The organism is Inquilinus limosus MP06, assembly GCF_000767795.1.
Classification (GTDB): domain Bacteria; phylum Pseudomonadota; class Alphaproteobacteria; order DSM-16000; family Inquilinaceae; genus Inquilinus; species Inquilinus limosus_E.
In genome coordinates, this window is the sequence record NZ_JANX01000608.1 from 1 (window position 1) to 3,659 (window position 3,659).

Consider the following 3,659-nt stretch of genomic DNA (forward strand, 5'->3'; position numbering starts at 1 on the left):
CTGTCGCCCGAGCCCGGCGCCGCGGCCTTCGTCAAGGTCGGCGACAAGGTGGCTGAGGGCGCGACGCTCTTGATCGTCGAGGCGATGAAGGTGATGAACCCGATCCGCAGCCCGCGCTCCGGCACGGTCAGCGCCGTCCTGGTCGAGGATGCGCAGCCGGTCGAGTTCGGCGAACCGCTTGTCGTGATCGACTGATGTTCGAGAAGGTCCTCATCGCCAACCGCGGCGAGATCGCGCTGCGCATCCACCGCGCCTGTCGCGAGATGGGCATCCGCACCGTGGTCGTGCACTCCACGGCTGACAGCGACGCCATGGCCGTGCGCCTGGCCGACGAGGCGGTGTGCATCGGCCCGCCGGCGGCCCGCGAAAGCTACCTCAACATCCCGGCCCTGCTCTCCGCCGCCACCATCACCGGCTGCGACGCCATCCATCCCGGCATCGGCTTCCTGGCCGAGAATGCCCGCTTCGCCGAGATGGTGGAGGAGCACGGCTTCGCCTTCATCGGCCCGACCGCGCAGCACATCCGGGTGATGGGCGACAAGATCGCCGCCAAGGACGCGGTCAAGGCCGCCGGCCTGCCCGTGGTCCCCGGCTCCGACGGCGCCGTCGACACGGTCGAGGAGGCGCAGGCGCTGGCGCGGGAGATGGGCTATCCGGTGCTGGTCAAGGCCACGGCGGGCGGCGGCGGCAAGGGCATGAAGGTGGCGCTGAGCGATGCCGAACTGCCCGAGGCGTACAGCATGGCCCGGAACGAGGCCCGCGCCGCCTTCGGCAATGACAGCGTCTATGTCGAGAAGTATCTCGATCATCCGCGCCACATCGAGATCCAGCTGCTGGCCGACACCCATGGCAACGTGGTGCATTTCGGCGAGCGCGACTGCTCGATCCAGCGCCGGCACCAGAAGGTGATCGAGGAGGCCCCCTCGCCCGCGCTCAACGCCGAGGAGCGCGCCTATATCGGCGGGCTGGCGGCGGAGACGGCGCGCAAGCTGGGCTATCGCGGCGTCGGCACGATGGAGTTCCTGTATCAGGACGGGAAGTTCTACTTCATCGAGATGAACACCCGGCTGCAGGTCGAGCACCCGATCACCGAGGAGATCTCGGGCATCGACCTGGTGCGCGAGCAGATCCGCGTCGCCACCGGCGCGCCGCTCGGCTACACCCAGGCCGATATCGAGTTCCAGGGCCACGCCATCGAGTGCCGGATCAACGCCGAGGACCCGGAGACCTTCACCCCCTCCCCCGGCCGGATCGACGGCTACCATGCGCCGGGCGGCCTGGGCGTGCGGGTCGACAGCGCGATCTATGACGGCTATCGCATCCCGCCGCACTACGACAGCCTGGTGGCCAAGCTGATCGTGCGCGGCACCACCCGCAACGAATGCCTGATGCGGCTGCGCCGAGCGCTGGAGGAGTATGTCATCGACGGGGTGAAGACCACCCTGCCGCTGCATGCCCGGCTGATCGCCGAGCCGGACTTCATCAACGGCGACTACGATATCCGCTGGCTCGAGCGGCTGATGGCGAAATAGGGCCCTGGCCTGATTTCAGCCCAAATCTGAGACTAAGACTATGCGGTGTCCCGGGCGCCGCGCCCGGGATGGCGATCGAGGGGATGCGATCGCTGTCGCAGCCAGGTCTGCGGGTCCGGTGCCGCCCCGATATGCGAGGAGATGCTTGATGAGCGTGTTTCGTGCTTCGACGGCGGCGGCCCTGGTCGCGCTGGTCACCGCCCCGGCCTTCGCGGCCGAGGTCCCGTCCGACCCGGTCGAGCGCTGCAAGGGGCTGCTGACCATCGCCCCGGCCGATTCCCCGATGCACAATGCCCAGGTCGGTTCGGTCGAATCCTTCGGCGACTCCGGCTGCAAGTTCATCGACGTCAAGATGACCGAGCCGGCCGACAAGGTCACGGCCGGCGAGGCTCCGACCACGGTCTCGATCGCCGAGCTGACCATCGACAAGCTCGACTTCGCCAAGGCCTATGACAGCAAGCCGTCGCCGACGATGACGGCGCAGGCCAAGGGCATCTCGATCGACAACCCGCAGGTCAAGGCCGTCCTCGGCGAGGACCCGTTCAACGTCGCCATCGACTACCGGCTGGATGAGGGCAGCAAGCAGTTCAGCCTGAACCAGTTCGAGCTCAGCGGCGACTCGCTGGGCCAGCTGTCGCTGGACGGCGCGCTGGACGGCGTCAACTCGGCCGACCCGACGGCCGCGGCCGACCCGAGCCAGCTGCTGGGCACCGCCTCGCTGCGCAAGATCAAGCTGCATTTCGAGAACAAGGGCATCATCGACAAGGTGATCGCCTTCGCGACCGCGCAGGGCGAGGACCCGAAGACCGCGATCGAGCAGGGCAAGAGCCAGGCCGTCCTCGGCATGGCGGCGCTGTCGGCGATCGGCGTGCCGGAGGCCGCGGTGAAGAGCCTGATGGCCTTCGCCCAGGACTTCCCGGCGCCGAAGGGCCCGCTGACCATCTCGATGGACCCGTCCGCCCCGGTGCCGCTGGCGCAGTTCGCCACGATCAAGCCGGGCGATGCCAAGTCGATGGATCTGGTGAAGAGCCTGAACGTCGCCGTCACCTACAACTGACCGGCTGCGATCGGACCTGATGTGAAGCGATGGCCGGGGCGATCCCCCGGCCATCGTCGTTTCGGGAGACCGGCATGAAGATCCCGGCGATCCTCCCGACCGAACGGAGATGACCATGACCCGCATCCGGACCGCCGCCGCAGCCCTTGTCGTGGCGGCAGGCCTCGCCCCGCTGGCCCAGGCCGCGCCGGTGCCGGCGGACCCGGTGCAGCGCTGCCGCGACCTGCTCCCGATGCTCGGCAAGGCGGCCGAGGAGGCGCCCTCGGTCGGCGAGGTGACGCCGGTCGGCGACACCGGCTGCCGCTACACCGACCTGCAGCTGTCGATGAGCCGCTATCAGGGCTGGAAGGTGGGGGCTCTGACCCTCGACCGCATCGATTTCGAGCGCTTCTACGCCGACCGGGCGCCGCTGACCCTGTCGCTTCGCGCCGAAGGCATCCGCTTCTTCGCGCCGGCCCTGCCCGCGGCCAACGCCTATCAGATGAAGCTGGTGCAGAAGCCCCTCGAGATCACCTTCGACTACGATTACGACAAGATCGCCGATGTCCTGACCATCCGCGACGCCACCTTCCGCGGCGAGACGATCGGCCATCTGACCGTCACCGCCGCGATCCAGGGCATCAAGCTCGACACGCTGGCCGCGGACCGGGTGCCCGACCCCGAGATCGCGACTGGGGTGTCACTGCGGTCGCTGACCGTGGATTTCGACAACCAGGGCATGTTCGAGAACCTCGCCCTGCTGCCGCTGCTGCTGGCCCTGCCGGACGGCGAGACCGACCCCGAGGGGGCGGTCGCCGCGGCCAAGGCGCAGGGCATGGCCGTCCTGGTCGTCCTGACCGGGGCCGGCGTGCCCGAGGCGTCGGTGTCGGCGATCGGCCGCTTCATCCAGTCCATGCCGCAGCCGCGCGGACCGTTCCATGTCGAGATCGCGCCGCAGCCGCCGCTCGCCTTCGCCGAACTGGCGGCGGTGGAATCGGGCGGCGCGGCCAAGGTGATGGAGCTGGTGAAGCGGCTCGAACCTGACCGCCAGCTACTGAGCCGGGCGCTCACGGCCGCACCAGCCCGAACAC

4 protein-coding genes are annotated in these 3,659 nt (G+C 69.0%); all 4 read left to right on the forward strand.

Annotated features, from left to right (window positions below; all coding sequences use genetic code 11):
* Nucleotides 1-195: acetyl-CoA carboxylase biotin carboxyl carrier protein (locus P409_RS29355; RefSeq protein ID WP_034846761.1), on the forward strand; the 195-nt coding region annotated here is incomplete at its 5' end.
* Nucleotides 195-1,532 (forward strand): acetyl-CoA carboxylase biotin carboxylase subunit, encoded by a 1,338-nt coding sequence (gene accC, locus P409_RS29360; protein WP_034846763.1) that lies wholly within the window; start codon nt 195-197, stop codon nt 1,530-1,532. The genes P409_RS29355 and accC, both read left to right, overlap by 1 nt.
* A 148-nt stretch (nt 1,533-1,680) precedes the next feature.
* Nucleotides 1,681-2,589 carry a hypothetical protein gene (locus P409_RS29365; RefSeq protein ID WP_034846765.1) on the forward strand — a complete coding sequence of 303 codons (909 nt, stop codon included), beginning with the start codon at nt 1,681-1,683 and terminating at the stop codon, nt 2,587-2,589.
* A gap of 115 nt (nt 2,590-2,704) precedes the next feature.
* Nucleotides 2,705-3,659: hypothetical protein (locus P409_RS29370; protein WP_152613609.1), on the forward strand; the 955-nt coding region annotated here is incomplete at its 3' end.